The organism is Halorubrum rutilum (assembly GCF_042665015.1).
In the GTDB taxonomy this organism is placed as follows: Archaea; Halobacteriota; Halobacteria; order Halobacteriales; family Haloferacaceae; genus Halorubrum; species Halorubrum rutilum.
Window position 1 is genome coordinate 221,161 of record NZ_JBHTBL010000004.1, and the last position, 25,356, is coordinate 246,516.

General features: G+C 70.2%; 19 protein-coding genes and 1 tRNA gene. 14 read left to right on the top strand and 6 right to left on the bottom strand.

Features of this window, described 5'->3' with window-relative positions:
- The first annotated feature begins 17 nt into the window (after positions 1-17).
- From ACFQMF_RS05325 to lrpA1, 3 genes are all read left to right on the top strand, one after another.
- A complete protein-coding gene (locus ACFQMF_RS05325; RefSeq protein WP_256408598.1) occupies positions 18-1,913 on the top strand; it encodes a 2-oxoacid:acceptor oxidoreductase subunit alpha in 1,896 nt (631 codons plus the stop codon).
- A gap of 3 nt (positions 1,914-1,916) precedes the next feature.
- A complete protein-coding gene (locus tag ACFQMF_RS05330; protein ID WP_256408597.1) occupies positions 1,917-2,855 on the top strand; it encodes a thiamine pyrophosphate-dependent enzyme in 939 nt (312 codons plus the stop codon).
- A 149-nt stretch (positions 2,856-3,004) separates the two neighbouring features.
- Positions 3,005-3,433 carry an HTH-type transcriptional regulator LrpA1 gene (gene lrpA1 / locus ACFQMF_RS05335; RefSeq protein WP_256408596.1) on the top strand — a complete coding sequence of 143 codons (429 nt, stop codon included), beginning with the start codon at positions 3,005-3,007 and terminating at the stop codon, positions 3,431-3,433.
- A gap of 37 nt (positions 3,434-3,470) precedes the next feature.
- Here the strand turns inward: lrpA1 and ACFQMF_RS05340 are convergent, their stop codons facing one another.
- The 3 genes from ACFQMF_RS05340 to ileS all read right to left on the bottom strand — a co-directional run bounded on the left by ACFQMF_RS05340 (position 3,471) and on the right by ileS (position 7,799).
- Entirely contained in the window at positions 3,471-3,965 is a 495-nt protein-coding gene (locus ACFQMF_RS05340; protein ID WP_256408595.1) for a hypothetical protein, read from the bottom strand.
- A gap of 63 nt (positions 3,966-4,028) precedes the next feature.
- Positions 4,029-4,499: a GNAT family N-acetyltransferase gene (locus ACFQMF_RS05345; RefSeq protein WP_256408594.1), complete on the bottom strand. Its 471-nt coding sequence runs from the start codon at positions 4,497-4,499 to the stop codon at positions 4,029-4,031.
- Between the two features lie 147 nt (positions 4,500-4,646).
- Positions 4,647-7,799: an isoleucine--tRNA ligase gene (ileS, locus tag ACFQMF_RS05350; protein ID WP_256408593.1), complete on the bottom strand. Its 3,153-nt coding sequence runs from the start codon at positions 7,797-7,799 to the stop codon at positions 4,647-4,649.
- A 107-nt stretch (positions 7,800-7,906) separates the two neighbouring features.
- Here ileS and ACFQMF_RS05355 point away from each other — a divergent pair, with 107 nt between their 5' ends.
- Entirely contained in the window at positions 7,907-8,185 is a 279-nt protein-coding gene (locus ACFQMF_RS05355) for a hypothetical protein (RefSeq protein ID WP_256408592.1), read from the top strand.
- Positions 8,186-8,224: 39 nt separating this feature from the next.
- Here ACFQMF_RS05355 and ACFQMF_RS05360 read toward each other — a convergent pair whose 3' ends face one another.
- Positions 8,225-9,436: an iron-containing alcohol dehydrogenase family protein gene (locus ACFQMF_RS05360; protein WP_256408591.1), complete on the bottom strand. Its 1,212-nt coding sequence runs from the start codon at positions 9,434-9,436 to the stop codon at positions 8,225-8,227.
- 173 nt (positions 9,437-9,609) lie between these two features.
- On the opposite strand from ACFQMF_RS05360, the gene ACFQMF_RS05365 reads away from it, so the two are divergent.
- From ACFQMF_RS05365 to ACFQMF_RS05385, 5 genes are all read left to right on the top strand, one after another.
- Positions 9,610-10,605, top strand: a complete 996-nt coding sequence (locus tag ACFQMF_RS05365; RefSeq protein WP_256408590.1) for a hypothetical protein — start codon at positions 9,610-9,612, stop codon at positions 10,603-10,605.
- Positions 10,606-10,681: 76 nt separating this feature from the next.
- Complete coding sequence (gyrB, locus tag ACFQMF_RS05370; RefSeq protein ID WP_256408589.1) at positions 10,682-12,619, top strand: DNA topoisomerase (ATP-hydrolyzing) subunit B; 1,938 nt, start codon at positions 10,682-10,684, stop codon at positions 12,617-12,619.
- Positions 12,616-15,123, top strand: a complete 2,508-nt coding sequence (gene gyrA, locus ACFQMF_RS05375) for a DNA gyrase subunit A (protein ID WP_256408588.1) — start codon at positions 12,616-12,618, stop codon at positions 15,121-15,123. Before gyrB ends, gyrA begins: the two co-directional genes overlap by 4 nt.
- 63 nt (positions 15,124-15,186) lie before the next feature.
- Positions 15,187-15,573: a hypothetical protein gene (locus tag ACFQMF_RS05380; protein ID WP_256408587.1), complete on the top strand. Its 387-nt coding sequence runs from the start codon at positions 15,187-15,189 to the stop codon at positions 15,571-15,573.
- 51 nt (positions 15,574-15,624) lie between these two features.
- Complete coding sequence (locus tag ACFQMF_RS05385; RefSeq protein WP_256408586.1) at positions 15,625-17,661, top strand: AMP-binding protein; 2,037 nt, start codon at positions 15,625-15,627, stop codon at positions 17,659-17,661.
- 27 nt (positions 17,662-17,688) lie between these two features.
- On the opposite strand, the gene ACFQMF_RS05390 is transcribed toward ACFQMF_RS05385, so the two are convergent.
- Positions 17,689-18,159, bottom strand: a complete 471-nt coding sequence (locus tag ACFQMF_RS05390) for a redoxin domain-containing protein (protein WP_256408585.1) — start codon at positions 18,157-18,159, stop codon at positions 17,689-17,691.
- Between the two features lie 213 nt (positions 18,160-18,372).
- On the opposite strand from ACFQMF_RS05390, the gene ACFQMF_RS05395 reads away from it, so the two are divergent.
- Positions 18,373-18,669: a Sec-independent protein translocase subunit TatA/TatB gene (locus ACFQMF_RS05395; protein ID WP_256408584.1), complete on the top strand. Its 297-nt coding sequence runs from the start codon at positions 18,373-18,375 to the stop codon at positions 18,667-18,669.
- Positions 18,670-18,723: 54 nt separating this feature from the next.
- Positions 18,724-18,796: transfer RNA gene (locus ACFQMF_RS05400), tRNA-Arg, on the top strand.
- 221 nt (positions 18,797-19,017) lie between these two features.
- Here ACFQMF_RS05400 and ACFQMF_RS05405 read toward each other — a convergent pair.
- Positions 19,018-19,722, bottom strand: coding sequence for a DUF1405 domain-containing protein (locus ACFQMF_RS05405; protein WP_256408583.1), 705 nt, complete (start codon positions 19,720-19,722; stop codon positions 19,018-19,020).
- Between the two features lie 104 nt (positions 19,723-19,826).
- On the opposite strand from ACFQMF_RS05405, the gene ACFQMF_RS05410 reads away from it, so the two are divergent.
- From ACFQMF_RS05410 to ACFQMF_RS05420, 3 genes are read left to right on the top strand one after another with little or no spacing between them, the layout of a single operon-like run.
- The gene (locus ACFQMF_RS05410) at positions 19,827-22,733 is read left to right on the top strand and encodes an ATPase, T2SS/T4P/T4SS family (protein ID WP_256408582.1); all 2,907 of its coding nucleotides are present in this window, start codon (positions 19,827-19,829) and stop codon (positions 22,731-22,733) included.
- A 27-nt stretch (positions 22,734-22,760) separates the two neighbouring features.
- On the top strand, positions 22,761-24,797 hold the full coding sequence (locus ACFQMF_RS05415; protein ID WP_256408581.1) for a type II secretion system F family protein: 2,037 nt from the start codon (positions 22,761-22,763) through the stop codon (positions 24,795-24,797).
- Entirely contained in the window at positions 24,787-25,356 is a 570-nt protein-coding gene (locus tag ACFQMF_RS05420) for a DUF7287 family protein (protein WP_256408580.1), read from the top strand. The genes ACFQMF_RS05415 and ACFQMF_RS05420 overlap by 11 nt, the downstream gene beginning before the upstream one ends.

Below are 25,356 nucleotides of genomic sequence, written 5' to 3' on the forward strand. Positions count from 1 at the left end.
CGGGCTACCATACCACTATGACTGACGACGAACTCATCTGGCGGATATCGGGGGGATCCGGCGACGGGATCGCTTCGACCAGCCAGAACTTCGCAAAGGCCTTGATGCGATCGGGGCTCAACGTGTTCACGCATCGCCACTACCCGTCCCGCATCCGCGGCGGCCACACCTACACCGAGGTCCGCGCCTCGGCGGACCCGGTGAGCTCCCGCGGTGACGGCTACAACTTCCTGCTGGCGCTCGGCGACTCCTTCGCCCGGAACCCCCAGGAGGAGGCCGTCTACGGGAACGAGGAGATCAAACCGCTCTCGGAGAACCTCGACGAGCTCCGCGAGGGCGGCGTCATCGTCTACGACGAGGGGCTCCTCGACGCCTCCGAGATCCCGAACTTCGAGGAGCGCGCCGAGGAGAACGACTGGCACGTGTACTCCCTCGACCTCCGCGGGCTCGCCCGCGACATGGGTCGCGAGGTCATGCGCAACACCGCCGGCGTCGGCGCCACCTGCGCGATCACCGGCATGGACCTCGACCACGTCCAGGACCTCATGCGCGACGCGATGCCGGAGAAGATCCTCGACCCCAACCTGGAGATCCTCCAGACCGCCTACGACCAGGTGCGGGAGGAGTACGACGTCGACGCGCCCGACGTGAGCGTCCCGACGGGCGAACACGACGAGACGCAGCTGCTCATGTCCGGGTCGGACGCAATCTCCTACGGCGCCATCGACGAGGGCTGCCGGTTCATCGCCGGCTACCCGATGACGCCGTGGACCGAGGTGTTCACCATCATGACGAAGAACCTGCCGAAGCTCGGCGGGATCTCCGAGCAGGTCGAAGACGAGATCGCGGCCGCCGCGCTCGCGGTCGGCGCCTCGCACGCCGGCGTGAAGGCCATGTCCGGCTCCTCCGGCGGCGGGTTCGCCCTGATGTCCGAGCCCCTCGGGCTTGCGGAGATGACGGAGACGCCCGTCGTCCTCGTCGAGGCCATGCGCGCCGGCCCCTCGACCGGGATGCCGACCAAGCCGGAGCAGTCCGACCTCGAACACGTCCTCTACACCTCGCAGGGCGACTCCCAGCGCGTCGTCTTAGCGCCCGGGACCGTCGAGGAGGCGTACGAGCAGTCCCGGATCGCCTTCCGGCTGGCCTACGAGTACCAGATCCCGTCGATCCTCCTGTACGACCAGAAGCTCGGCGGCGAGATGACGAACGTCCCCAAGAGCCACTTCGACCGCGAGCCGAACCCGTCGCTCGGGAAGACCCTGAGCGAGGACGCGCTCGCCGACGAGCCGCACTCTGAGGACGGGAAGTTCCACCGCTTCCAGCACGACGTGGAGGACGGCGTCTCCCCGCGGTCGATCCCCGGTCAGAAGGGCGGTCGCTTCCTCGCGACCGGCAACGAGCACGACCCGACCGGCCACATCGCCGAGTCGCCCGACAACCGCGTCGCGCAGATCGACCGGCGGACCCAGAAGCTGGAGGCGATCCGCGCCGACCTCGACACCGTCGACACCGGCTCGTACGCCGGTCCCGACGACGCGCAGTACGGCATCCTCACCTTCGGGAGCCAGCAGGGCACCGTCGAGGAGGCCGTCGACCGCCTCAACGACGCCGGGATCTCGGTGAAGTCGTACGGCGTCTCCGACATGGCGCCGTTCCCGACCGTGCAGGTGGCGGCGTTCATCGAGAGCGTCGACGAGGTCCTGGTCGTCGAGATGACCGCCTCGGGACAGTTCCGCGGGCTCGTCCAGAAGCACCTCGGCCGCTACGGCGAGCGCCTGTCGAGCCTGCTGAAGTACAACGGGAACCCGTTCGAGCCGGCCGAGATCGTCGACGGGTTCGAGGCCGCGATCGTCGAGGGCGACGGCGACGCGTCCGGCCATCAGACGACCTTCGTCCCCGCCGCAGGTGATTAACCAATGAGCACGTTTTCAGCCATCGGAGAGGAGCGAGAGATCGACCGCGACGAGTACACCCCCGGCGTCGAGCCGCAGCCGACCTGGTGTCCGGGCTGCGGTGACTTCAGCGTCCTGAAGGCGCTCAAGCAGGCGCTCCCCGAGGTCGGGCGCACGCCCGAGGAGACCCTGCTGTGCACCGGGATCGGCTGTTCGGGCAAGCTGAACAGCTACCTCGACACGTACGGCTTCCACACGATCCACGGGCGCTCGCTGCCCGTGGCCCGCGCCGCGAAGCTCGCGAACCCCGACCTCGAAGTGATCGCCGCCGGCGGCGACGGCGACGGCTACGGGATCGGCGGGAACCACTTCCTCCACACGGCCCGGGAGAACCACGACATGACGTACATCGTCTTCAACAACGAGATCTTCGGGCTCACGAAGGGCCAGACCTCGCCCACCAGCCCGAAGGGCCACACGTCGAAGACGCAGCCGTCCGGCAGCGCCAAGGAGCCGCTCAAGCCGCTCTCGCTGTCGCTGAACGCCGGCGCCTCCTACGTCGCCCGCACGGCCGCGGTCAACCCGAACCAGGCGAAGGAGATCATCGTCGAGGCGATCGAGCACGACGGCTTCGCGCACGTCGACTTCCTCACTCAGTGCCCGACCTGGAACAAGGACGCGCGCCAGTACGTCCCGTACATCGACGTCAACGAGTCCGACGACTACGAGTTCGACCCGACGGACCGTGTCGAGGCCGCGGAGATGATGCGCGAGACCGAGGAGTCGCTGTACGAGGGGAAGGTCCTCACCGGCCGCTACTACGTCGACGAGGACCGCCCGTCCTACGGCGAGGAGAAGCAGGCGATCGGCGAGATGCCCGACGAGCCGCTGGCCGAGCGCTACTGGGACGACGGGTACGAGTGGGAGCGCTCCCACGACATGTTCCTCGACAAGCACGCCTGACGGTTCGGAGCGCACGCCCGAACCCCCCGGAAACGACCGCGACGCGGCCGTCACCCGGGATCGCCCGCCGATCCCGCCGCGGTTCGTCGTCCGTTCGTCTCGTTTTTCGGTTCGCAAGGTATTTTTTCCGTGGTGACAAAGAGAGGCGTATGAGCACGGTATCGACGGAGGAACGGATCCTGTCGGTGTTAGAGGAGGACGCGCAGGCCTCCTGCGCGGAGATCGCCGAGCGCGCCGACGTCTCGAAGCCGACGGTGCGGAAGTACATCGACCGCCTCGAAGAGCGGGGCGTGATCGTGGGGTACTCGGCGGAGATCGACCCGAAGAAGCTCTCGTCGCAGTCGATCGCCATGGTCGGGATGGACGTGGACTCCGGGCAGTACGTGGAGGCGACCCGGGAACTGAAAGAGCTCGACGAGGTGCAGGCGCTGTACACCTCCTCCGGCGACCACATGCTGATGGCGGAGGTCCGCGCCGGCGACGGCGACGAGCTCGGCGACGTCATCTCCGAGAAGCTGCTGGCGATCGACGGCGTCACGGCCGCGCACCCCTCGTTCCTGCAGGAACGCCTGAAGTGAGCGCGGAGCGGTTCCCCGGCTCGGCGGCGTCTCCTTCCTACCGGTAAGCGAGCGCGATCAGGAGTCCGGCCACCGCGGCGACGCCCAGCGCCGCGGCGGCGATCGCCGACTCGCTCGCGCCCAGCAGGACCCCCGCGAGCGGGAGGCACAGCAGCGCGCCGGTCAACATCGCGGCGCCGCCGAGCCGACGCGCGCGCTCCCGGCTCACGTCCGGCGTCGTCAGGAGCTCGCGCCGGTCGCGGTAGCGCACGAGCCACCCGAGGACGACGGTTCCGAGGGCCGCGACGCCGAGCGCGCCGGCGGCGACGAGCCGGTCGGGCAGCTCCAGGCGGATCGCGGCCGCGAGCCCGAGCAGGAACGCGCCGGTGCCAGCGAGCACGGCGGCGTTGGCTCGCGCGCCGGTGTCGTCGCCGTCGTCGACCCCGTAGAGCCGCCGGAGCCGGCTCCCGGACGGGAGGCTGGCGAGGGCGACGATCGCGAGCGCGGCGCCGAGCGCGACGAGGAGGGCGGGGGCGGAGTCGGCGGGGACCATGGTCCGTCGACCGGGCGTGCGTTCCCCGGTCACTTAGTCTCACCCCGCGCCGGCGCCTCCGGGCTACCGGAGCTCGTCCGCGTCGACGACGACGATCGACTCGTCGCCGGCGGGACCGCGGCGGGTGCCGCGGGGGCTGAACCCGTGCGCGGCGAAGAACTCCTGGGCGCCCGGGCTGTCGGCCGGGACGCTCGCCCGGAGCGTGTCGACGCCGCGGCCGGTCACCGACGACGCGACGCGCGCGAGCAGCTCGTCGGCGACCCCCTCGCCCGCGTGGCTCGGGTGGACCCACAGCGCGAGCAGCTCCGCCTCCGACCCCTCGGCGTCGGGGTGCGCGATGGCGACGCCGACGGGACCGTCGTCGTCCTCCATCAGGAACGACCACTCCGCCTCCGCGGCGGCCTCGCGGACGCCGGCGGCGGACACGTCCAGAAGAGGGGATCCGATGTCGTCGAAGACGGTCGCCTCGCGGGCCCGCGAGACCGCCGTCCGCAGCGTCTCCGCGTCGTCGGGCCGCGCCGCCCGGACATGCATGTTCGACCGTGAGTAAAGAACGCACCTATAGGTTTCGGGATGGGAATTGTTCGCACAGTAACGACCGGATCCCGGCGGGAGCGGAACCCGGCTCGGATGCGGCCCGTCCCGGCGACGTCGGTCGCCGACGCGACCGGACCGAGCGCCCTACGCGACCGGCTCGACTCCGATCGTGACGACGACGTCCTCGACCTCCCACGCCTCGACGAGGCCGCCCTCGGCGTCGGCGGCGTCGCTCGGGTCGTCGAGCCACGCGTCGGCGCGCACCTCGCCGGCGATCAGGTCGGCGTGCTCCTCGACGAAGCCGGCGATCCGGTCGTCGTCGACGCCGACGCCGACGCGGATCCGCGCCTCGACGTCGAGGTCGAGCTCCTTGCGCATCTCCTGGATCCGGCGGATCACGTCGCGGGCGTACCCCTCCGACTCGATCTCGGGAGTGAGCGAGGTGTCGACGTAGACGGTGCCGCCGTCGAAGTCGACGCCGGAGACGTTCTCGGGGGGTTCGGCGACGTACTCGACCATCCCCTCGTCGAGCTCGACCGGCTCGCCGTCGACGGTCACCTCGCCGCCCTCGACCGCGGCGCGGGTCGCGCCCCGGACCGCCTCCATCACCTTCTGCGCGTCGCCGCCGAAGGCGGGGCCGATCTCGGCCATCTGCGGCTCCGCGGTCTCGACCAGCTCGTCGAACGCGTCGGTGACGGTCACCTCGCGGGCGTTGACGCGCTCGCCGATCAGGTCGGCGAGGCGCTCGACCGCGGCGGTCACGGTCTCGTCGTCGCTCTCGACCACGACGCGCGGCACGGGCCACCGGAGCTTGCGCCCGGCCTGCTGGCGGGCGTTCGCGGCGGCCTCCTCGACGTCGCGGAGGACGGCCACGTCGCGCTCTAGCTCCGGGTCGCGGAGCCCGTCGTCGGGCTCGGGGTACCCCAGCTGGTGGACGGTCGTCGCCGAGCCGTCGAGCGTCTGGTACATGCGCTCGGTCATGTACGGCGCGATCGGCGCGAGCAGCCTGACCACCTCGTCGAGGACGGTCGCGAGCGTCGCGTAGGCGCCGCGCTTCGAGGCGGAGTCGGCCTCCTCCCACATCCGGTCGCGGACGGCCTTCACGTAGAACCGCGAGACGTCCTGCGTGACGAACTCGATCACGGCGTTGACCGCGTCGCTGACGCGGTAGTCGGCCCACGCCTCCGTCACCTCGGTCTCGACCGACTGGAGCCGGGAGAGCACCCACTCGTCGACGAGCTCCGGCTCGCCGTCAGAGAGGTCGGCCTCCGCGGGGTCGTAGCCGTCCAGACCCATGTACTCCAGCGGGAAGCGGAACACGTTCCAGAGGATGTTGAGCTTCCCCTGGAGCTCGGCGAGGCCGTCCCACTCGAACGCGAGGTCGACCCCCTGCTGGTCGTGGCTGAGGAGGTAGGTGCGGAGCGGGTCGCGGCCGGCGCGCTCGATCGCCTCCTCGGGCGTGACGATGTTGCCGACCGACTTCGACATCTTCCGGCCGTCCTCGTCGTTGGCGAAGCCGTGCATCAGCACCTCCTCGTAGGGGATCTCGCCGACGGCGGCGGTCCCCATACCGAGCTGCGACCAGAACCACCCGCGGGTCTGGTCGTGCGCCTCGACGATCAGGTCGGCGGGCCACAGCTCCTCGTGGGCGTCCGTCTCGCTCGGGTAGCCGAGCGTGCCCCACGTGGCGACGGAGGAGTCGAGCCACACGTCGAACACGTCGTCGACGCGGCGGTAGGTCGTCCCGTCCTCGACGATCGTGAGGTCGTCGACGGCGGGGCGGTGGAGGTCGATCGAGTCGGGGTCGATGTCCTCCTCGACGCGGTCGGCGAGCTCCTCGCGGGTGCCGATCACGATCATGTCATCGTCGAGGCTCCCGGCCTCCGCGTCTTCCGGGACCCAGATCGGGATCGGGACGCCCCAGTAGCGCTGGCGGGAGACGTTCCAGTCGGGGGCGTCCTCGATGAAGTCGCGGAACCGGTTGTCGCGGGCCCACTGGGGATGCCACTCGGACTCCTCCATGTTGTCGAGGAGGTCCTCCTTGACGTCCGTGATCGAGATGAACCACTGGTCGGTGACCAGCTGGATGATCCCGGTGTCGCAGCGCCAGCAGTGGCCGTAGCTGTGGTCGACCGTGCCGTGCGCGAGCATGTGGCCGTCGGCGACGAGGTCCTCGACGATGTCGTCGTTGGCGTCGCGCACGAACTGGCCGGCGTACTCGCCGGCCGCGTCGGTGAACTCGCCGTTCGGCGCGACCGGACAGAAGATATCCAGCCCGAGCTCCGTGCCCCGCTCGAAGTCCTCCTCCCCGTGACCCGGCGCGGAGTGAACGAGTCCGGTGCGGTCGGCCTCCACGTAGTCGGCGGCGTACACCTCACCGGCGCCCTCGAAGTCGGGGTACTCGGCCACGCGGTCGGCGAGCGGGTGGTCGTACGCCCATCCGACCAGCTCGTCGCCCGTCAGCTCGGCCTCGACCTCGTACGACTCGTAGCGCCCCTCACCGAGCACGTCCTCGACGCACTCGGCGGCGACGTACAGCAGCTCCTCCTCGCCGTCCTTCTCGGCGCGGACGGCGTCGTACGCGAGCTCCTCGTCGACGGCGACGAAGGTGTTCGCGGGGATCGTCCACGGCGTCGTCGTCCAGATGACGAGGCTCCCCTTGCGGTCCGAGAGGGGGAACTTCACGTAGATCGAGGGGTCCTCCACGTCCTCGTACTCGACCTCGTTGTTGGCGAGCCCGGTCTCGCAGCGCGGGCACTGCGAGATGGAGCGCTTCCCCTGCTCGACGAGCCCGTTGTCGGCGACGTTGGAGAACGCCCACCACGCCGCCTCCATGTACTCCGGCGAGATCGTCTCGTACGGGTCCTCCCAGTCCATCCACACGCCGATCGACTGGAAGTCCTCGTCCATCGCCGCGCGGTTCTCCAGGGCGAACTCCTTGCATTTCCGGATGAACGCCTCCATCCCGTACTCCTCGATGTCCCGCTTGTTCTCGAAGCCGAGCTCCTCCTCGACTTTCACCTCGATCGGGAGCCCGTGCATGTCGTACCCCGGGCGGTCGGTGACGCGGTGACCGGTCATCCGCTTGTGCCGGATGATCGCGTCCTTCAGCGTCTTGTTCCACGCCGTGCCGAGGTGCATCTGTCCGGAGGTGTACGGCGGCCCGTCCACGAAGAAGAAGGGCGGGTCGTCGGCGTGCGCCTCTTTCGCCGCCTCGTAGGCGTCCGCGTCGTTCCAGTACTCGTCGACCGCCGACTCGACGTCCGCGGGCGCGTACTGGTCGTCGATATCGTCCATATCCGTTGGTCTGCGCGCGCGTATTTGAATACGGCGGAGTCGTGGGAACGGTTCAGCGGCGGCGGAACGAGACAAGACACTTGGGCCGCGAACGGAATCGTCTCGACATGCCGATCCCACGGACCCCGCGCGAGAACCCCGGATACGCGCTCCTCGGCGGCCCGGCGCTCGGCGTCGTCGGGTTCCTCGTCGGCGCGCAGCTCGCCGGCACGGCCGCCGGCGCCGCCTCGGCCGTCGCGGCGTACGCCCTCGGCTGGGCGCTCGCGGCGCGGCGGTCCGAGCGAGAGCCGCGGCCGTCGGCGTCGGACTCGGACGACGAGCGAGACCGACGCGATCGGGAGGCCGAGGCGCGGAAGGGGAGCTACGGCGGGAGCGGCGGCGGATAGCGGGGCGGCGGGTCGGCCACCGCGCCCGCCCGGGCGCCGCTACCAGGCCGCGCGCAACACGCCCTCGATCGCCTCGGGCGTCGCGTCGAGACCCTCGGGCGCGCGGTCCATACACCAGTCGTCGACGACGTACTCGGCGATCGCCGGGAGGTCGCTCTCGTCGGTCGCCGGGACGTCGCGGAGGCGATCCGGGACCGGCAGCGCGTCGCGGACCGCGGCGACGGCCTCGACGACGTCCTCCGCGATCGCGTCGTCGTCGCGGCCGTCGACGTCGACGCCGAGCCCGGCCGCGAGCGCCCGGCGGCTCGCGTCGACCTCGTCGAAGAGGTACGCGAGGACGTGCGGGGCGACGACCGCGTGGACGTCCCCCTGCTGGAAGTCGTAGCGCCGCGCGAACCCGTGACCGAACGCGTGGATCACCGATATCCTGCGGTCGAGCTGGACGAGCAGCGCGCCGACCACGGCCCGGTCCATCGCGGCCTCGTTCCCGGGCCGGTCCCCCGCAGCCCGGGGCAGCGCGTCGGCGAGCAGCCGGAGGCCGTGGACCGCGCTCGCGTCGCTCACCGGGGTCGCGTCGCTCGCGTACGGCGTCTCGATCCCCTTGTCGAAGCCGTTCATCGCCGACCCCGCGAGCGCCGACCGCGGCGTTGTCTCGAACAGCGCCGGGTCGGCGAGGTCGACGACCGGCATCGGCCCGTCGCCGCTGACGGTCACCGGCTGGCCGGTCGGCGACTCGTCGGCCGGGAGCACCTCCAGCGAGCCGCCGGTCGAGAGGTCCGCGCCGGCGAACGTCGTCGGGATCGCGACGACCGGGAGCGTCGGGTCGCTCCCGGGCGCGAGCGAGCCGAGCGCCTCCGGTCCCGCCGCCGCGTCGGCGCGGAGGTCGGCGAGGTCGCGGCCGTCGACGTCGAGGATCGCCGCCTGCCGGGCGGTGTCGAGGCTGCTCCCGCCGCCGACGGCGACGAGGGCGTCCGCGCCGACCTCGGCCCGCCTGTCGAGGAGGTCGTACGCGGTCTCGACGCGCTTGTCGGGGGTCGTCCCGTCGAAGACGCCGGCGAGCCGGTCGCCAAGCCCCTCGCGGATCGGGTCCATCAGGTCGTCGTTGGCGCCGACGTTGGAGCCGCAGACGACGAGCGCGTCGCCGAGCCCCCGGTCGGCGAGGACCGACCGTAGCCCGCTCGCGCGACCGCGTCCGTACAGGATCTCACAGCCCCGGTAGTCGTGTTCGAAGGCGTCCGCGATCGGTAGCATCGGGAGGCGGTACGGCCGGCGGCCGCTTGTAGCTGTGGGAGTCCCGGGGCCGCCGAGCCGGTCGGCGTCGCGGGCGCGTCACTGGCGCGCCGCGACCCGCGGTCCGACGCCGACTCCCAAAGAGCCAACCCGACGCGGGCCGGAGCTCCGATCCGCCCGCCTGACTCCCCACCATGCGACCGTTCCCACCGCTCCCCGACCTCGACGAGACGGACGCGCCAGACGGACTCCTCGACGGCCACCTCTGGCTCCTCGAACTGATCGACGGGACGGGCCTCCGCTTCTCGATGGACGAGTCCGGGCTCCTCCGGTTCGGCGGTCCGGCGACCGCGTACGACGGCCCGGACGCCGTCCCGCTCGCGCTCCGCCCCGCGGTCCGGCACGTCCGCGACCGCTTCGACCGGGAGGCGCTCCGGCGGGCCGTCGCCGACCCCGCCGGCGTGACGTTCCTCGGCGTCGCGACCCACCGCCGCGGGACCGACTACGACTGGGACCGGATCCCGCCGTTCCTCGGGACCGACGTGTGGGCGGGGGACGACGCGCCGGAGGCGGACGCGACCGACGGGGCGTTCCGCCCGCCGGACGCCGCCGCGGCGATATTCGAGGGGGTCGGACTCGACCCGGTCAACGCGGTGGCGCGCGAGGTGAACGCCCGCGACTTCGACCCCGACGAGTACGCGGTCCCGGCGTCGGCGTGGCGCGACGGGCCGGCCGCGGGCGTCGTCGTCCGGAACAAGCGCGGCGGGCGCGGACGGATCGAGAGGGGGACGGGCTGCGAAGCGGCCCGCGGGGAGGGCCGCGATCCGGCCGACGCCGGGGCGGACGGCTCGGCCGACCCCGACGAGCTCGCCGCGACCCACGCCCGGCCGGAGCGGTTCGAGCGGGTCGCCGCCGCCCTCGACCGGCGCGGGGAGCCGGCGACGGTCGACGCCCTCGCGGACCGGACGGTCGAGGCGGTCGCCAGGGAGACCGCGCTCGGGTTCGGGAGCGGGGCGTCCGGCCCGGACGGGGTCGACGTCGATCGGTTCCGGGCGTCGCGTCGCCGAGCGCGCGCGGGCGTTCCTCGACGGTCGCCCGGAGGAGGCGTCAGGCGGTCGCTCGGAGGGAGCGTCCGGCGGTCGGAACGGCGCGGAGTAGCCCCCGGTCGCCCCACCGGAGGCGGCCCGTGATCGCCGCGCGCCTCTCACGCCCGCGTGCGCGTGCGTCGGGTTTATAACCCGGCACGAACTAATTCCGTCAAGTTCTATGTCAGAGCAGAGCGAGTACGGAGCCGGCCAGATCCAGGTCCTCGAGGGCCTGCAGGCCGTCCGTAAACGTCCGGCGATGTATATCGGGTCCACGGACGGTCGGGGGTTACACCATCTCGTCTACGAGGTCGTCGACAACTCCATCGACGAGGCGCTCGCGGGCCACTGCGACGAGATCGCCGTCACGATCCACGGGGACGGCTCCGTCAGCGTCAGCGACGACGGGCGCGGGATCCCGGTCGACACCCACGAGAAGTACGACCGGCCGGCGCTCGAAGTGATCATGACCGTCCTCCACGCCGGCGGGAAGTTCGACTCGAAGTCCTACCAGGTCTCCGGCGGGCTCCACGGCGTCGGCGTCAGCGTCGTCAACGCGCTCTCCGAGCGGCTGGAGGTCGAGGTGAAACGCGACGGCGGCGTCTACCGCCACGAGTTCGCCCGCGGCGAGCCGGTCGAGGGCGGGTTCGAGCGCGTCCGCGACATGGCGGCGGACGAGTCGACCGGGACGTACATCCGCTTCTGGCCGGACGGCGACATCTTCGAGACGGAGGACTTCGAGTTCTCCACGCTCGCCAGTCGCCTCCGGGAGCTGGCGTTCCTCAACTCCGGCGTCGCGATCACGCTCGCCGACGAGCGAGACGCCGACGCCGCCGACGACGCGGGCGACGAGCGGACGTTCCGCTACGACGGCGGGATCCGCGAGTTCGTCGGCTACCTCAACGAGACGCGGACGCCCATCCACGAGGAGGTCATCTACTTCGAGGACGAGGACGAGGACATCCACGTCGAGGTCGCGATGCAGGCGACCGAGGAGCTGCAGGGCTCCGTCCACGCGTTCGCGAACAACATCAACACCCGCGAGGGCGGCACCCACCTCACCGGGTTCAAGACCGCGCTCACCCGGACCGTCAACGACTACGCCAACGAGCACGGGCTCGTCGACGACCTCGACGCGAACCTCAAGGGCGAGGACGTGCGCGAGGGGCTCACGGCCGTCATCTCGGTGAAACACCCCGACCCGCAGTTCGAGGGGCAGACGAAGACGAAGCTCGGCAACAGCGAGGTCCGCGGCATCGTCGAGTCCGCGACCCACGAGAAGCTCGGCACCTTCTTCGAGGAGAACCCCGACACCGCCCGGAAGGTCGTCCACAAGGCCGCGGAGGCAGCGCGGGCGCGCAAGGCCGCGAAGAAGGCCGAGGAGCTTACCCGCCGCAAGTCCGCGCTGGAGTCGACGGCGCTGCCCGGCAAGCTCGCCGACTGCCAGACGCGCGACCCCGCCGAAGCGGAGCTGTTCGTGGTGGAGGGCGACAGCGCCGGCGGCTCGGCGAAGCAGGGACGGAACCGCGAGAATCAGGCGATACTGCCCCTGAAGGGAAAGATCCTCAACGTCGAGAAACACCGGCTCGACCGCATCTTAGAGAACGACGAGATCCGCGCGCTGATCACCGCGATCGGCGCGGGGATCGGGGAAGAATTCGATATCGAGGATGTACGATACAATAGGATAATCCTCATGACGGACGCCGACGTCGACGGAGCCCACATCAGGACGCTCCTCCTCACGCTCCTCTACCGCCACATGAAGCCGCTCCTGGAGGCCGGCTACGTCTACGCGGCCCAGCCGCCCCTCTACCGCGTCCGCTACCGCGGCGAGACGTACGACGCGATGACCGAGGCGGAGCGCGACCGGATCGTCGAGGAGAAGTGCGACGGGAACCCCGACCAGGTCCAGCGGTTCAAGGGCCTCGGCGAGATGAACCCCGACCAGCTGTGGGACACGACGATGGACCCCGAAAACCGGATCCTCAAGCAGATCACGATCGACGACGCCGCCGCGGCCGACCGCATGTTCAACGTGCTGATGGGCGACGCGGTCGAGCCGCGCAAGCAGTTCATCAAGGAGCACGCGACCGAAGCGGAGTGGGTGGACATATGAGCTCGGACGTCCCCGACGTCGACCCCGGCGACGTGCGCGCCGCGCAGGTGACGAACGCCCGCATCGAGGACGAGATGGAGCAGTCGTACATCGACTACGCGATGTCGGTTATCGCGGGCCGGGCGCTCCCCGACGTGCGCGACGGGCTCAAACCCGTCCACCGGCGCATCCTCTACGCGATGCACGAGGCGGGCGTCACGAGCAGCTCCTCGCACCGGAAGTCCTCCTCCATCGTCGGCGAGACGATGGGCGACTACCACCCGCACGGCGACAGCGCCATCTACGACACGCTCGCGCGGATGGCCCAGGACTTCTCGATGCGGTATCCCCTCGTCGACGGGCAGGGGAACTTCGGCTCCGTCGACGGCGACCCGCCGGCCGCGATGCGGTACACGGAGGCCCGGATGGCCCCCATCGCCGAGGAGCTGCTGGCGGACATCGAGCGCGACACGGTCGACTTCTCCGCCAACTACGACGACCGCTTGGAGGAGCCGGAGGTGTTGCCCGCGGCGGTGCCGCACCTCCTCGTCAACGGCTCCTCCGGGATCGCGGTGGGGATGTCGACCAACATCCCGCCGCACAACCTCGGCGAGGTCGTCGACGCGACGGTCGAGCTGATCGAGAACCCCGACGCGACGGTCGAGGACCTGATGGAGCACGTCAAGGGACCGGACTTCCCGACCGGCGCGAACATCGTCGGCCGGAACGCGGTCCACGAGGCGTACAAGACCGGTCGCGGCCGCGTCCGCGTCCGTGCCGAGTTCGAGGTCATGGAGGAGGAGGGCCGGATCGTCGTCTCGGAGCTCCCCTTCCAGCAGAACAAGTCGCGGCTCGTCGAGCGCATCGCCGAGGACGTGAACGAGGGCGCGATCGAGGGGATCCGCGACCTCCGCGACGAGTCCGACCGCGACGGGATGCGCATCGTGATCGAGCTCAAGCGCGACGCGATGGCGGAAGTGGTGAAGAACCAGCTGTTGGAGAGCCACCTCGAACGCACCTTCGGCGTCATCAACCTCGCCCTGGTCGACGGCTCGCCGCAGGTGTTGGACCTGAAGGAGACGCTCCGTCACTACGTCGAGCACCGCCGCGAGGTGGTGCGCCGGCGCTCCGAGCACGAGCTCGACGAGCGGAAGGAGCGCGCGCACATCCTCGAAGGGCGCCTGAAGGCGCTCGAACAGGTCGACGACGTGGTCGAGACCATCCAGAACTCCGACGACCGCGACGCCGCGAAGGCGGCGCTGGAGGCCGAGTACGAGTTCAGCGAGGCGCAGGCGGCCCACATCGTCCGGATGCAGCTCGGGTCGCTCACCTCGATGGAGACCCAGGAGATCGAGTCGGAGTACGAGGACGTCACCGCCCGGATCGAGCGGCTGGAGACGGTCCTCGCCGACCCCGACGAGCTCGACGCCGTGATCGTCGACGAGCTGAACGAGATGAAGGCGGAGTACGGCGACCAGCGCCGCACGAGCTTCATCGAGGACGCCGGCAACGTGACCCACGAGGACCTGATCCCCGAGGAGGAGCAGGTCGTCGTGATGAGCGAAGACGACTACATCAAGCGGATGCCCCTCGACACCTTCCGGGCCCAGAACCGCGGCGGCAAGGGGATCATCGGCACCGGCCTGAAGGAGGGCGACCGCGTCTCCTCCGTCTTCGCCGCCAACTCCCACGACTACCTGCTCGTGTTCACCAACCGCGGACAGATCTACGAGCTGAAGACGTACGAGATCCCGGAGATGTCCCGGACCGCCCGCGGGAAGTCGGCGGTCAACCTCCTCGACCTCGACGACGGCGAGGAGATCGAGGCCGTCGTCAACACGGACGACCTCGACGACGACGAGTTCCTCACGATGGTCACCCGCGACGGGTACATCAAGCGGACCGCCGTCGACGAGTTCGGCAACATCAGGTCGACGGGGATCCGCGCGATCCGGCTGGAGGACGGCGACGAGCTGGTCGACGTCGAGGTGACCGACGGCGAGCGCGACATCGTCATCGGGAGCCGCAACGGGATGGCGATCCGCTTCGACGAGTCGGAGGCGCGGGCGATGGGCCGGACGGCCCGCGGCGTGATCGGGATCGACCTCCGCGAGGGCGACGCGGTCGCCGGCGTCGCCGCCGTCGACGACGACTACCACAACTGGGTGCTCACCGTCACGGAGAACGGCTACGGGAAGCGCTCCGACCTCGACGAGTACCGCCTCCAGTCCCGCAACGGGAAGGGGCTGATCGACATCAAGACCGGCGACCGCAACGGCGAGGCCGTCGCCATCGAGGCGGTCACCCACGGCGATCACCTGGTCGCGATGAGCGACGACGGCCAGATCATGCGGACGCGCGTCGAGGAGATCTCCACGGTGAGCCGCAACACGAAGGGGGTCATCGTGATGAACTTAGAGCCGGACGACGCGGTCGCCTCCGTCGACATCGTGCCCGAGGCGGCGTACGCGGACGCCGACGAGGGAGCCGACGACGCGGACGACGACCCGGTCGACGCCGAGTAGGCGCGCCGGTCCCGGCGGCCCGCGTGTGCGGGGTTCAAGGGTCTCGGCCCCGACCGCTCCTCCGTGCACCGACGCGAACTCCTCACGGCGACGGTCGCGACCGCGACCGCGGTCGGCGCCGCCGGCTGCCTCGGCCTCGGCGGGACCGATCCCGGCCGGCTCGACCTGACGGTCCGGAACGACGGCGACGACCCGGTCGACGTCGACGTGGTCGTCGAGGGCGACGACGGGACGACGTACGAGGAGACGTCCGACCGCGTCGACGCCGGGGTCGCCCGCGCGTTCGAGGTCGTCGTCGGCGAGACCGGCCGGCACGAGGCCGTCGTGACCGGCGCCGACTGGGAGGGGCGACTCGCGTGGGACGCGGGCGTCTGCGCCCTCTACGACGGGACGGTCGCCGTCGACGGCGAGAGCGTCGAGGTCGCGGGCGAGTGCGTGGACCCGCGGTAGGGAAACGTTCAGGAAAGTTACTTACGGTCACCGCGGGAACGACCGGACGAGATGGACGAGTACGAGGGGACGGACGAGGTCGTACACGAGCCGAGCGAGGCGTTCGCCGAGTCGACGAACGTCGCCGCGTTCATGCGCGAGTACGACGTCGACGACTACGAGGCGCTGATCGAGCGCACTACCTCGGAGGTCCCGGGCGAGCCGGCGTCCGGCGTCGACTGGTTCTGGGACGAGATCACCGACTACCTCGACATCGACTTCTACACCGACTACGACGCCGTTCGAGACGACAGCGACGGCCCGCAGTTCACCGACTGGTACCCCGGCGGCGAGATCAACGTCGCGCACAACGTCGTCGACAGACACGCCGCCGTCGACTCGCCGAACCGGAACCGGGTCGCGCTGATCTGGGAGGGCGAGCCCGGCGACGTGCGGGAGGTCACCTTCCACGAGCTGGCCCGACAGACGAACCGCGTCGCGAACTATCTCGACTCCGTCGGCGTCGAGGCCGGAGACACCGTCGCGCTGTACATGCCGATGGTGCCCGATGTCGTCTCAATCCTCTACGGCTGCCTGAAGGTCGGCGCGATCGCGGTCCCGATCTTCTCCGGGTTCGGCACGGAGGCGACGGCGACCCGGATCGCCGACGCCGAGCCGTCGGTCCTCTTCACCGGCGACGGCTTCTACCGCCGGGGCGACGAGGTCCGGCTGAAGGCGACCGCGGACGAGGCGGTCGCGAACGCGGGCCACGTCGAGGAGGTGGTTGTGTACGACCGACTGGGAGCGACGCCGGCGAGCGACGGAGCCGGCGAGCCCGACGCCGTCGGCTCGGACCCCATCCCGTGGCATCCCGACCGCGACCGGACGTGGGACGAGGCGATCGCGTCGCGGTCGACCGACTACGAGACGAAGCGACTCCCGAGCGACCAGGAGTCCATGCTGCTGTACTCCTCGGGGACCACCGGCGAGCCGAAGGGGATCGTCCACACCCACGCGGGCGTCCTCACGCAGTGCGCGAAGGAGATCCACTTCGGCTTCGACCAGAAGCCCGCGGACCGGTTCTTCTGGGTCTCCGACATCGGCTGGATGATGGGCCCGTGGACGCTGATCGGCAACCACGCGTTCGGGGGGACGGTGGTGATGTACGAGGGCGCGCCGGACCACCCGGAGCCCGACCGGTTCTGGGAGCTGATCGACCGGCACTCGATCACGCAGTTCGGCATCTCGCCGACCGCGATCCGGGCGCTCCGCAAACACGGGGACGAGTGGGTCGAGGGCCACGACCTCTCCTCGCTCCGGATCCTCGGCTCGACCGGCGAGCCGTGGGACCCCGAGTCGTGGCGCTGGTTCCACGACGCGGTCGGCGGCGGGGAGTGCCCCGTAATCAACATCTCCGGCGGCACCGAGATCTGCGGCTGCTTCCTGATGTCGATGCCGAACCGACCCCTGAAACCCTGCACGCTCGGCGGCCCCGGGCTCGGGATGGACGTCGACATCGTCGACGAGGGCGGCGAGTCGGTGCGGGAGGCCGGCGAGCGCGGCTACCTCGTCGCCCGCGACTCCTGTCCCTCGATGACGAAGTCGCTGTGGTCCGGCGACGAGCGCTACCTAGAGGAGTACTGGTCGACGTGGGAGGACCTCTGGGACCACGGCGACTTCGCGCAGAAGGACGACGACGGGTTCTGGTTCCTCCACGGCCGCGCCGACGACGCGCTCAACGTCGCCGGGCGGAAGGTGGGGCCGGCCGAGATCGAGGGCGTCCTCATCGATCACGACGCCGTCAATCAGGCGGCCGCGGTCGGCGTCCCCGACGACACCACCGGCACCGCGGTCGTCGCGTACGTCGTGCTCGAACCGGGCGTCGAGCCGAGCGACGACCTCCGCGAGGAGCTGCGTGCCCTCGTGGGCGAGGAGCACGGGAAGCCGTTCCGGCCGCGCGAGCTGCTGTTCGTCGACGCGTTCCCGAAGACGCAGTCCGGGAAGATCATCCGGCGCGCGATCGAGTCGGTGTACAGGGGCGAGGACCCCGGCGACCTCTCCTCGATGGAGAACCCGGAGGCGCTGGAGGACCTCCGCGACGCGGCCTGACGGTCGCCGTTCCCGGCGCTTCGGACGCTACTCGGCCGCCTCGGCGACCGCGTCGGCCAGCGCGTCGTAGTCCGGCTCCCGTCCCGCATTGTCCGCGAGCCACCGATAGGTCACGACCCCGCCGCCGTCGATCACGAACACCGCGCGCTGCGCGACGGTGTCGACGCCGTAGCCGTCGAAGTCCTCGATCACGTCGTACGCCTCGATCGCGCGGTGGTCGGGGTCGGCGACGAGCGCGAACGGGAGCTCGTACTGCGTCCGGTAGGCCGCGAGCGCGTGCGGGAGGTCGGTGCTCACGCCGAACAGCGTGCAGGCGCTCCGGTCGAACCCGTCGCGGAGCGCCTCCATCTCATCGGTGCAGGTGTTCGAGAAGGCGGCCGGGAAGAAGGCGAGCACCACGGGCCCGTCGCCGAGATGCTCGGCCAGCCGGAACGGTTCGATGTCGTCGTCCACGAGCGAGGCGGTGAAGTCGGGGGCGTCGTCGCCGACGGCTGTCATACCCATCGCTTGCGCCGCGGCCGTATCACGGTTTCGCCGTCCGCCGGCCGCGCTTTCGGCCGGGTCGCGTTCCCGGGACGGTCGCGCATCCGGCACGGTCGCGGTTCCCGGGACGGCCGCGGTTCCCGGCGCGTTGCCCGCTCAGCGGCGATCCGAGGCTCGTCTACCGAGGCAAAAAGACTATAATCGCAAGAGGGTTACTGCCGGACAGAGATGGTAACTGCGATTCCACTGATCGGCGGCATCCCGGCGGGCCCGGAGCTCCTCATTATCCTGCTCGTCCTGGTCCTCCTGTTCGGAGCGAACAAGATCCCGAAGCTCGCTCGCTCGACCGGCCAGGCGATGGGCGAGTTCAAGAAGGGCCGCGAGGAGGTCGAGGACGAGCTGAAGCAGATGCAGGGCGAGGACGACTCGTCGGTCGACGCGGATTCGACCGTCGACGCGGACTCGACGCTCGACGACGACGAGGAGTTCGAGGACCTCGAAACCGACAAAGAGACCAGCGCGTAGACCGACCCCGCGGCGCCGACCGATCCCCGCTTCGACGTCTTCTCCGCCCGCATTGGGCGCGTGGCCTAGCGGACAGGGCGAGAGGTTCCTAACCTCTCGATCGCGGGTTCAAATCCCGCCGCGCCCGCTACCTGCGAACGAAGTGAGCAGTAGCGGCGCAAGCGGGATTTGAATCCTATCAGTCGCGCACAGCGAGAGAAGCGAGCGAGCACGTCTGATTCCGGTTCGAATCCCGTCGCGCCCGTTCCTTCGCTTCGCTCAGTCACGGGCGCGACCGGCTCCACGCTCGCTCACTTCGTTCGCTCGCGTGGATCCCGCCGCGCCCTCGCACTCGTTCACAAGGCCCGCTCACTCGTCTTCGCCCAGTCGCGGAAACGACCGCCACGCGAGCCACACGGCGAGCAGGGCGATCGCGAGCGTCGAGCCCGCCAGCAGCGGTCCGGGCTCGTATAAGAGGGGCGGGTGGTAGCCGAGCCCGTAGTCGAGGGCGACGTTGCCGACGGCGAGCGCGAGCGCCAGCGCCAGCGCCCCCCGGGTCGTCCGACCGAACGCGGGGAACAGCAGCGCGAGGCCGACGAACAGCAGGTGCGTGCCGAGCACCCCCCAGTAGTAGATCCACGCGTCGGGAGCGGCGACGTACTGCGAGACCGCGAGGTTCAGCGAGACCAGCGGCCAGAGGCCGAACGTGACCAGCCAGACGAACGCGAGGGTCTGGAGGTACGCCAGCGGTCGCGACGCGGGCGCCTCGTCGACGACGCTCCCGCCGGCCCGGACCGTCGGGACGAGCGCCGCGAGGGCGGCCCCGCCGAGCGCGACCGCGACCGCCGAGTCCGCGTACAGCGGCCACAGCGGAACCGGTACGTCGCCCGCGGTCGGCGCGTAGTAGCCGACCCCCACCGCGAACATGAACGCGACGAACGCGAGCACGACGCCGAGGCTCCGGGGCGTGCCGAGCAGCTCCTCGGCGATCGCGGCGCGGACCCGCCGGCGGACGGCCGACCGCCGGAGGCGCCCGAGCGCGCGCCGAACCGGAGCGTCGTCTGAGCGTGCCACGGCGTCGCTTCGGCGTCCGCCGACCTAAAACCGCTCGCTCGGCAATTATCAGTCGCGGGGTTTTGCGAGACACCTTTTTTAACTGGAACGGGTTTCGTACGTCCATGGCAACAGAGGACGCCGAGCGCCCGCCGCAGTCGCCCGACGAGGCGACCGGAGCGACACCGGCGTCCGACCCCTCGGAGACCGCCCGCCGGATTCGGGCGGCCGCGGCTGTCGGCGACGTCGTTCGCGACCTGTGTTCGGCCCGGTACGCCCTCGACGAAGTGCCGGTGTCCAAGGGATACTACACGTGGGACGACTACCGCGACGAGTACTTCCTCGACGAGGACGGATCCCCTCCGACCGACGAGGACGACGAGCCCCTCGAATTCACGCACGAGGACAAGACCGAGGCGCTCGGCTTCGACCCCGACCGGACCGAGGAGCTGCTCGGCGCGGGCGGGAGCGCCGCCGCCGAGCTCGCCGACCTGGTCGACGAGCGCACGGTGAACGTCAACCCCGAGGTCGACGAGGACGCGTTCTTCTCGACGGCCGCGGGCGACACCACGCTCGCGAACCGGTACGACCTAGAGAAGGCGGTGCCGATGCCGAAGAAGCGTCACTTCCGCGAGATCGAGCGGTACTGGGTGAACGAGCCGTACGCGTTCGTGATCGTGTTCCGCTCGACGAAGGAGAACGAGGTGAAGTACTACGCGGTCCAGCCGTACCGGACCGAGATCGAGAGGGACCTCGTCGAGTTCCTGACGGGGAAGCTCCGGACCTCGATCAAGTACGCCGACGAGGCGATCGCCGGCGGCGACGAGGCGTTCCGGAAGGACGTGATCGTCGACGAGGCGCTCACCCTGCTCGACCGGTACGACCTCTACGAGCGCGAGGGCGGCGGCCGCGGGCTCGTCGACGACCTCGTCGACGACGCGGTCGACCGGTTCGGCTTCGACGTCACCGAGGGGATCGCCGCCCGGATCACGGAGTCGCTCGGCTACGAACCGCCCGCCGAGTCGCCGTCCGAGTCGGGGCCGACGAGGGTCCCCGCACGGCCCGAGCCCGCGGTGCTGGCGGAGGACCCGGAGACCCTCTCCGAACACCAGGTCGAGAAGCTGCTGTACTACCTCAAGCGCGACTTCATCGGCTACGAGCGGATCGACCCGATCAAGTACGACATCAACGTCGAGGACATCTCCTGTGACGGGTACGACTCCCCCGTCTTCGTCTACCACTCCGACTACGAGCAGATCATCACCAACGTCTATCACGGGACCGACGAGCTCGACGACTTCGTCGTGAAGCTCGCGCAGCGCTCCGGCAAGGGCATCTCGAAGCGCCGCCCGCAGGTGGACGCCACGCTCCCGGACGGCTCCCGCGCCCAGCTCACCCTCGGCCGCGAGGTGTCCGACCACGGGACCAACTACACCATCCGGCAGTTCAACGAGATCCCGTTCACGCCGATCGACCTGATCAACTGGAAGACGTTCTCGCTCGACGAGATGGCCTTCTTGTGGCTCTCCATCGAGAACCACAAGAGCCTGATCTTCGCTGGCGGCACCGCCTCCGGGAAGACGACGAGCCTGAACGCGGTCTCCCTCTTCATCCCCTCGAACGCGAAGATCGTCTCCATCGAGGACACCCGCGAGGTCGAGCTCCCGCAGCGCAACTGGATCGCCTCCGTCACCCGCCCCTCCTTCTCCGACGACGACAAGGGCGACATCGACGAGTTCGACCTGCTGGAGGCCGCGCTCCGCCAGCGCCCCGACTACATCGTGATGGGCGAGATCCGCGGCGAGGAGGGCCGGACCGCCTTCCAGGTGATGTCCACCGGCCACACCACCTACACGACCTTCCACGCGGACACGGTCGGCGAGGTGCTCAAGCGGTTCACCACGGAGCCGATCAACGTCTCGAAGACGATGTTCACCGCCCTCGATCTGGTCTCCGTCCAGACCTCCACGCGGGTGCAGGGCAAGAAGGTGCGCCGGAACAAGTCGCTGACCGAGATCAACCACTACGACGCCGAGAACGACGAGATCAACGTCCAGGACGTGTTCCAGTGGCAGGCCGAGACGGACGAGTTCCTCCAGATGGGCGACTCCAACACCCTCGAAGACATCATGTTCGACCGCGGGTGGAGCCGCGAGACGCTGAACGCCGAGCTCCGGAAGCGCCGGGTCGTGCTCGCGTACCTCATCGACCGCGGGCTCAACAGCTACGCGCAGGTGGCCGCGACGTTCCAGGCGTTCATCAACGACCCGGAGACGGTGCTCGCGCTGATGGCCAACGAGGAGCTGGAGCGCTCGCTGGAGGACCTCCGGGAGATGGAGTCGGTCCTCATCAACGTCGACCGCGACAAGGAGGAGATGGTCCCCCGGCCGGAGCCGGACGAGGCCGGCCGCGCGGAGGTCGAGGGGATCCTCGACGAGGCCGAGGACCTGTTCGCCGAGTACCGCGGTCGGATGCCCGACTCCGTCGCCGACGCGCTGCTCGACGTGGCCCCCGCCCGCGACGTCGAGGCGACGCCCGACGCCGCCCACGAGACGCTCGCGGAGACGGCCCGCGAGGCGGCCGCGCTCGGCCCCGAGGCGGCCGGTCCCGAAGGACCCGACGCGGGCGCGGACGGCGAGGACGCGACGGGCGGCGAGGCGACGGCCGAGCCGGTCGCCCGCGACGGCTTCGAGGGGGTCGCCGACGTCACTCCCCTCGACGGGGAGCCCCGCATCGGTCCGAACGACCGGGCCTCGGACGCGGACGGTCCGAGTTCGAACGGCGAGAGCGACGGAACCGGCGGCGACGACGGGATCGACTTCGACGAGCCGTTCGCGGAGGGGGTCGACGTGCTGGATCCGGCGGACGGCGACGACGACGTGTCTGACGCCGGTCCCGACGAGCGCGACGCGGTCGAACCGGCGCCCGAAGCCGAGGACGACCCCGACGCGGAGGAGGCCGAAAGCGAGTCCGACGGCGACGAAGCCGGCGACTGGGGGTTCGGCACCGTCGAGTCCCCGGAGGAGGGGTAACGCCGTGTCCCGAGCGAGGTGGACCGCGTGAGCCTCGATACGGGCGTCGGCGACGGGTCCGCCGACGGCGACGCCCTCGGCGAGCTGTTCTACCCCGTCTTCGAGCTGCTGTTCGACCCCGACGGCGACTTCGTCGGGGACGTCGAGCGCAAGCTCGCGGAGGCGCGGATGCCGGACCAGGTGGAGATGTACGTCTCCCGGGCGCTCGGCGCCGGGCTGCTCGTCGGCGGCCTCCTCTGGGCGATCGGGACGCTGGTCGGGTACGGCGTGTTCTCGCTCGGGCTGATCGACCCGAGCGCGCTGTCGCTCGGGATGCCGGCGCCGACGCCGGCGATCCGGGAGCTGTTGCGGTCGCTGGTCGTCCCGACCGCGGTGCTGCTCAGCGGGCTCGTCTTCGGCTCGATCGGGTTCGCGCTCGGCTTCGGCGGGTTCGTGGCGGTCCCCTACTCGCGGGCGTCCTCGCGGAAGCGCGAGATCAACCTCCTGCTCGCGGACTCCGTCTCGTTCATGTACGCGCTCTCCGTCGGGGGACTCAATCAGCTGGAGATCCTACGCGCGATGGCGACGGCGGAGGACACGTACGGCGAGGTCTCCCGCGAGTTCCAGAGCATCGTCAACGAGACGGAGTACTTCGGCACCGACTACCGGAACGCGATCCGCCAGCAGTCGATGGAGACGCCGTCGGACGAGCTCTCGCAGTTCCTCGCCGACATGCTCTCGATCGTCAACTCCGGCGGCGACATGGAGAGCTTCCTGAAGGACAAAAAGGAGAAACACCTCCGCACGTCGAAGCAGGAGCGCGAGATGACCCTGGAGACGCTGGAGCTGTTCGGCGAGATGTACATGACGCTCTCGCTGTTCCCCCTCCTCCTCATCATCATCCTCGTCATCATGGGGATGATGGGCGAGGCCGACGACCGGCTGCTGTACGCGACGGTGTACGTCCTGATCCCGCTGACCGGGATCGGCTTCCTCGTGCTCGTCTCCACGGTCAAGCAGGACGAGCCCGGCGACGGCTACCTGCACCCCGACGGGGGGAGCGAGCGCCTCCGACAGACGAGCCAGGAGGGGCTGCTCCACTTCGGGCTGATCGAGGGGTTCGTCGGTCGCTTCGGCGTCTTCGACCGGATCCGCGACCGCGAGGGGACGTACAAGACGAAACAGATCGTCTCGGCGCCGCACGTCTTCCTGCGCGACAACCCCCTGTACACGCTGGCGCTGACCGTACCGGCCGCGGTCGCGATCGTCGCGATCGCCGCGCTCACCGGCAACGCGCCGACGACCTTCGACGGGTGGGTGGCCCGCCCCGTCTGGTCGACGTTCGTCTGGGTGTACGTCCCGGCGTACCTCGTGATGGTCCCGCTCGCGGCGTTCCACGAGTGGAGCCGGCGGTCGAAGCGGGCGATCACCGGGAAGCTCTCCGAGAGCCTCCGGAAGCTCTCCTCGGCGAACGACACCGGACAGACGCTGCTCGAATCGGTCCAGACGGTGTCGGAGACCTCGACCGGTCAGCTCGCCGAGGAGTTCGAGGTCGTCCACGCGAAGGTGAACTACGGGATGAGCCTGCGCGACGCCCTCGTGGAGTTCAACAACAAGTACGCGGTGCCCCGGCTCGCCCGGACGGTGAAGCTCATCTCGGAGGCGCAGGAGGCCTCCTCGCAGATCACGGACGTGTTGACGACGGCGGCGCAGGCCTCCGAGAACCAGGACGACATCGAGCGCGACCGCGTCTCCCGGACCCGGATGCAGGTGGCGATCATCGTGATGACGTACGTCACCCTGCTCGGCGTGATGGCCATCCTCCAGACCCAGTTCATCGACGTGATGGGCGGGCTCTCCTCGCAGGCGGACGGCGGCGGCGCCGCCGGCGGCGCCGGCTTCGGAGGCGGCGGGGGCGTCGACCCGGAGGTGCTCTCGCTGTTGTTCTTCCACGCCGTGACGCTGCAGGCGGTCCTCTCCGGGTTCATCAGCGGGTACATCCGGAACGCCGACATCATCTCCGGCGTCAAGTTCGCCGTGGTCCTGCTGACGCTCGCGCTGGGGGTGTGGATCTATGTCGGGTGAGCCGCGGCGACGCGGACTCGGGTCGAGCGAAACGGCCCGCGCGCAGACCCCGATCGACTTCGCCGTCGGCGCGAGCGTGTTCCTGCTGACGCTGGCGTTCGTGATCGCGTTCACCCCGACGCTGTTCGACCCGTTCACCGGCCCCGCGACCGCCTCACCGGTCGTGAGCGACCGGGTCGCGGCCGGGCTCGCGGGGGACCTCCTCGCCGCGTCGCCGACGGAGCCCGGGGTGCTGTCGCCGGCCTGTACCGTCGCCTTCTTCGAGCCTGACGCCGGCCTCGCCGACGAGGCCGGCTGCCCCGAGGGGGTCGAAGACGACGTCGCGACCCGGTTCGGGCTCGACGAGGAGGTGTTGGTCGCGATCCACGAGCTGAACGAGTCGGACCCGATCGCCGACCCGCTGGACCTCTCGATCGACACGCGGTACGGAACGCACGCGCTCGAACTGCGCCGCGGCACGACCGACTCGGTCCGCGTCGACCGCGGCGGCGTCAGCGCCTCGCAGCGGGTCGTCTCGATCCGCGGGGACCAGTACCGGCTCACGGTGTGGGTGTGGTGA

Bases quoted from the DNA above. Each gene is read 5' to 3' on its own strand.
- ACFQMF_RS05325 (WP_256408598.1), top strand. From the start codon at position 18: ATGACTGACGACGAACTCATCTGGCGGATATCGGGGGGATCCGGCGAC.
- ACFQMF_RS05330 (WP_256408597.1), top strand. From the start codon at position 1,917: ATGAGCACGTTTTCAGCCATCGGAGAGGAGCGAGAGATCGACCGCGAC.
- lrpA1 (WP_256408596.1), top strand. From the start codon at position 3,005: ATGAGCACGGTATCGACGGAGGAACGGATCCTGTCGGTGTTAGAGGAG.
- ACFQMF_RS05340 (WP_256408595.1), bottom strand. From the start codon at position 3,965: ATGGTCCCCGCCGACTCCGCCCCCGCCCTCCTCGTCGCGCTCGGCGCC.
- ACFQMF_RS05345 (WP_256408594.1), bottom strand. From the start codon at position 4,499: ATGCATGTCCGGGCGGCGCGGCCCGACGACGCGGAGACGCTGCGGACG.
- ileS (WP_256408593.1), bottom strand. From the start codon at position 7,799: ATGGACGATATCGACGACCAGTACGCGCCCGCGGACGTCGAGTCGGCG.
- ACFQMF_RS05355 (WP_256408592.1), top strand. From the start codon at position 7,907: ATGCCGATCCCACGGACCCCGCGCGAGAACCCCGGATACGCGCTCCTC.
- ACFQMF_RS05360 (WP_256408591.1), bottom strand. From the start codon at position 9,436: ATGCTACCGATCGCGGACGCCTTCGAACACGACTACCGGGGCTGTGAG.
- ACFQMF_RS05365 (WP_256408590.1), top strand. From the start codon at position 9,610: ATGCGACCGTTCCCACCGCTCCCCGACCTCGACGAGACGGACGCGCCA.
- gyrB (WP_256408589.1), top strand. From the start codon at position 10,682: ATGTCAGAGCAGAGCGAGTACGGAGCCGGCCAGATCCAGGTCCTCGAG.
- gyrA (WP_256408588.1), top strand. From the start codon at position 12,616: ATGAGCTCGGACGTCCCCGACGTCGACCCCGGCGACGTGCGCGCCGCG.
- ACFQMF_RS05385 (WP_256408586.1), top strand. From the start codon at position 15,625: ATGGACGAGTACGAGGGGACGGACGAGGTCGTACACGAGCCGAGCGAG.
- ACFQMF_RS05390 (WP_256408585.1), bottom strand. From the start codon at position 18,159: ATGACAGCCGTCGGCGACGACGCCCCCGACTTCACCGCCTCGCTCGTG.
- ACFQMF_RS05395 (WP_256408584.1), top strand. From the start codon at position 18,373: ATGGTAACTGCGATTCCACTGATCGGCGGCATCCCGGCGGGCCCGGAG.
- ACFQMF_RS05410 (WP_256408582.1), top strand. From the start codon at position 19,827: ATGGCAACAGAGGACGCCGAGCGCCCGCCGCAGTCGCCCGACGAGGCG.
- ACFQMF_RS05420 (WP_256408580.1), top strand. From the start codon at position 24,787: ATGTCGGGTGAGCCGCGGCGACGCGGACTCGGGTCGAGCGAAACGGCC.